This window comes from Alitiscatomonas aceti (assembly GCF_025567195.1).
Classification (GTDB): Bacteria; Bacillota; Clostridia; order Lachnospirales; family Lachnospiraceae; genus Alitiscatomonas; species Alitiscatomonas aceti.
Genome location: NZ_JAOQJF010000068.1, coordinates 1 through 3,079, shown reverse-complemented (window position 1 = coordinate 3,079; position 3,079 = coordinate 1). Strand labels below are relative to the sequence as shown.

The following is a 3,079-nucleotide window of genomic DNA, read 5'->3' as shown; positions in this document are numbered from 1 at the left end:
AATGAGCAGATGGACCGTGTGCGTGAGTTGATGGAGACGGTAGGCCTTGCAGACCGTCTGATCAACACATACCCCCACGAGCTGGACGGAGGCCGCCGCCAGAGGATCGGGATCGCGAGAGCACTGGCGTTAAACCCGAAGTTCATCGTGTGTGACGAGCCGGTATCGGCCCTGGACGTATCGATCCAGGCGCAGATCCTGAACCTGATGAAGCAGCTGCAGAACAAGATGGGTCTGACCTACATGTTCATCACCCATGACCTGTCCGTAGTAAACCATTTCTCGGACGACATCGCGGTTATGTATCTTGGAAAGCTGATCGAGAAGGCACCGTCAGAGGAGCTGTTTGCCCACCCGACGCACCCGTATACCCAGGCGCTGTTATCAGCGATCCCGATCCCGTCCCTGGACAACCGGAGGGAGAGGATCCTGTTAAAGGGAGAGATCACCTCGCCCATCGAGCCGCCGAAGGCATGCCGTTTTGCGAACCGGTGTCCGTATGCGACGGACCGCTGCCGCTCGGAGGAGCCGCAGCTGAAGGAGATCAGCCCGGGCCACTTCGTGTCCTGCTTCCTTACCGACTAGGCTTTATAAGGCCGGAACTCTTTTATGGGGGTTCCGGTCTTTTTTTGCATTATATCTTTTTGGTACTGGATGTGGGAAAATATGGATGGAGGGAGAGCCATAAGGCATTTGTAGGAAAAGGAGCCAAAAGGGATATGGTGGTCCAGAGTATCCTTGCAGGGCTGGATGCAGGGAACAGGAAAAGGAAATTGTAAGATTGTGTACTTTGTTGAAAAAACAGGAAAAAACAGGGAATGGTTCGTGGGAAATTTTCTGTGTAGGGCTGGGGTAAATGTCCGGATCCAGGGAAAGAATCATGAAATATAGATAAAATTGATGAATACACCCATAATTTATGCTTGATTTCTATAATAAATTGTGATAAAATGGCAAAAGTTGCCCAAAACATTTGTGCAAAATAGATAATATGCCCATATGGGGTATGTACAAAGCATTTTTTATTTCGTGCATTTGACCATAGGTCATGCAAATATAATTATGAGGTGAGAGAGAATGACGAAAAAACTTATGCGCGGTTTAGTACCGGTAATGGTTCTTTCTGCTGCTGTTGCCCTGTTCACAGGCTGCGGCTCCAAGGACTCCGGCGCAGATTCAAAACCAGCAGGCGACTCCAAAGAGACCACAGCTGAGGCTGGCAAGGATTCTGGATCCAAGGGAACTTCTTCCAAGGATACTCTGATCATTGCAACTGCCAATGAAACACCCAGTGTTACCACGAATCTGCACAACGCGACGGCTGGTGACTATATCAACCAGATGACCCACGAAGGCCTGTTCTACTCCAGCGCGGACTTAACACCGCAGCCGGCTTTAGCAGAATCCTATGAGATCGTAAGCGATACCGAGTGGGTATTCAAGCTGAGACAGGGCGTGAAATTCCACAATGGCCAGGAAGTGAAGGCCGCCGATGTAAAGGCTTCCCTGGAACTTTGTAAGGAATCCCCGCAGGTTTCCCAGTACGGTGACGCAGTGGAATCTGTTGAAGTGATCGATGATTATACAGTTAAGATCACAACAAACGGCCCGCACTCCGGTCTTCTTTCAGACCTGAGCCATCACGGCAACGCCATCCTTCCGGCAGACCTGATCGCCAGCGGACATGACTTCAACAAAGAGCCCATCGGTACCGGCCCATACAAATTCGTTGCATGGAACAAGGGCGAGAGCATCGAGCTGGAAGCCAATGAGGATTACTGGGGAGAAGTTCCGGCCATCAAGCACGTAATCTGGAAGATCATTCCGGAGGGATCCTCCCGTACCATGGCCCTTGAGGCCGGCGAAGTGGACATGATCATCGAGGTTGAGTCCACAGACCTTTCCCGTTTACAGGACAACCCGGATATTGTTACAGTCAACGAGCCTGGTACAGGCCACAACTGGATGATGGTAAATAACGAGAAGGCTCCCTTCGATAACGTGGACTTCCGTCGTGCCATCGACGCTGCTGTTGATAAAAACGCAGTGGTACAGGTTGCTTTAAACGGACAGGGTTCCGTATCTGACAGCATGCTTCCGGAGTGCTTCCCGGGCGTTGTGACCGACGGAGCTCCCACCTATGATCCGGAGAAGGCAAAAGAGTATCTGGCAGCATCCGGTTTAAATCCGGCAGACTGCGGCTTCGCTCTGATCTGCTCCGATGATACAAAGCTCCGTGCCGGACAGGTGATCCAGTCTTCCTTAAAGGAAAACCTGGGCATCGATATCACTCTGGAGTCCATGGACCTTGCTACATATCTGGATAAGACATCCGCAGGCGATTACCAGGCTGCCATCGGCGGATACACTTCCAGCGATGTTCTGGCACATTCCATGGGTGTTTACCATTCTAAAGCCATCAACGGTTCCAACAAGACTCGTCTGAACGATCCGGAGATCGATGCTCTCATCGACAAGGTAAAAGCTACACTGGATCCGGAAGAAAACCTGAAGGTTGTTACGGAGCTGAGCAAGGCTCTGAACGATACCTGCACACAGGTTCCGATCTACTTAAAGAACAATGTCCGCGCATATGCAAAGGGCCTGGAAGGCTTTAAGATGAGCCCGAGCGGCGGTATGTACATCAGTGAGCTGAGCTGGAGCGAATAATCCAGACGCACAGCTCTCAGATGAATCTTTAAAAGAGGCTGGGGACCTGGCCCTGGAAGGCCGGTCCCTGTTTTGATTAAAATTTATGTAGAGGGGAGAGGATCGCACCATATGATCAAGTTTATAATCAAACGTCTTCTGGCACTGATCCCGGTACTGGTCGGAGTATCACTGCTCGTATTCTTTATCCTTGATTTAGCTCCTGGTGATCCTGCCAAGGCTGCTCTGGGTGAGCAGGCACGTCCCGAAGATATCGAGGCGTTCCGAGAGGAAATGGGCTTAAATGACCCGTTCATTGTCCGTTACGTAAACTACATGCTGGGCCTCTGTCAAGGAGACCTGGGAACCTCCTATAAGACCCGTGATCCGGTAGGAGAAGAGGTATGGGCCCGTCTGCCAAATACGGCGA

General features: G+C 51.1%; 3 protein-coding genes. All 3 read left to right on the top strand.

From position 1 onward, the window contains the following. Positions 1 to 585, top strand: a 585-nt coding sequence (locus tag OCV69_RS16410) for an oligopeptide/dipeptide ABC transporter ATP-binding protein (RefSeq protein WP_262563247.1), incomplete at its 5' end; no start/stop codon positions are given. Between the two features lie 492 nt (positions 586 to 1,077). Beyond that, a complete protein-coding gene (locus OCV69_RS16405; protein ID WP_158360089.1) occupies positions 1,078 to 2,670 on the top strand; it encodes an ABC transporter substrate-binding protein in 1,593 nt (530 codons plus the stop codon). Positions 2,671 to 2,781: 111 nt separating this feature from the next. Then, positions 2,782 to 3,079: ABC transporter permease (locus OCV69_RS16400; RefSeq protein ID WP_158360087.1), on the top strand; the 298-nt coding region annotated here is incomplete at its 3' end.

Bases quoted from the DNA above. Each gene is read 5' to 3' on its own strand.
- OCV69_RS16405 (WP_158360089.1), top strand. From the start codon at position 1,078: ATGACGAAAAAACTTATGCGCGGTTTAGTACCGGTAATGGTTCTTTCT.